This window comes from Brachybacterium sp. AOP25-B2-12 (assembly GCF_052378625.1).
Lineage (GTDB): Bacteria > Actinomycetota > Actinomycetes > Actinomycetales > Dermabacteraceae > Brachybacterium.
Genome location: NZ_JBQSXW010000069.1, coordinates 1 through 952, shown reverse-complemented (window position 1 = coordinate 952; position 952 = coordinate 1). Strand labels below are relative to the sequence as shown.

Annotated in this window: 1 protein-coding gene; it reads left to right on the top strand. The window is 65.3% G+C overall.

The annotated features are described in order from the left end of the window. A partial coding sequence (locus ACT3TZ_RS15175; RefSeq protein ID WP_444584245.1) for an IS3 family transposase occupies positions 1-928 on the top strand: 928 nt, incomplete at its 5' end. Between the last annotated feature and the right edge of the window lie 24 nt (positions 929-952).

Genomic DNA, 952 nt, shown 5'->3' with positions numbered 1-952 from the left:
GATCCTCCGTGTCCTGCGCCAGCAGGGCCTGAAGATCGCTGCAAGGACCTACCGGTCTTGGAAGAGCCCGGCCCGAATCGCGACCCGCACCGTCACAGATGCCCTGGTAGAAGACCAGATCCGCACCCTGGCCTGGAAGGTCAACGAGGCCACCGGACTGATCCAGATGACTCCCGAGGGTCTCTACGGGCGACGGAAGTGGGTCGCCCTGCTCCGCCGCCAGGCGGGGCTTGCCGCCACGTCTCGCGGCGCAGTGGACCGGGCGATGCGCACGCTTGGCCTCGAAGGTGTTCGGCGGGCGAAGAAGCTGCGCACCACCATCCCTGATCCGGACGGGAAACGTGCCGGTGACCTGCTGAACCGTGACTTCACCGCGGCGGCTCCGAACCTGGTCTGGGTCACGGACTTCACCTACGTCCGCACCTGGGCGGGATTCGTCTATGTCGCGTTCGTCCTGGACGTGTTCGCCCAGCGGATCGTGGGCTGGCACGCGTCCTCGAGCAAGAAGGTCGACTTGGTCATGACGCCGCTGCGGATCGCGCTATGGCAGCGAGAACGGGAAGGAAACCCCATCTCACCAGGAGATCTGATCCACCACAGCGACGCCGGATCTCAGTACACAGCGATTCGGTTGACCGAGCATCTCGCGCTCGAGGGCATCGCCCCGTCGATCGGGACCGTCGGCGACGCCTACGATAACGCCCTGATGGAGACGGTGAACGGGCTCTACAAGGCCGAGTGCATCCGCACCACCGTGTTCCACGCCGGGTCCTACCGAACCCTCGCGGACGTCGAGTACGCGACCGCCGGCTGGGTCGACTGGTACAACAACCGGCGACTCCACGGCACCCTCGGGATGCTCACCCCGATAGAGTTCGAGAAGCTCCACTACGAGGCCCTCACCCGAGAGTCCGAACCCGCAAAGTAGCGGCATCAAACCTGGGCCGGTTCA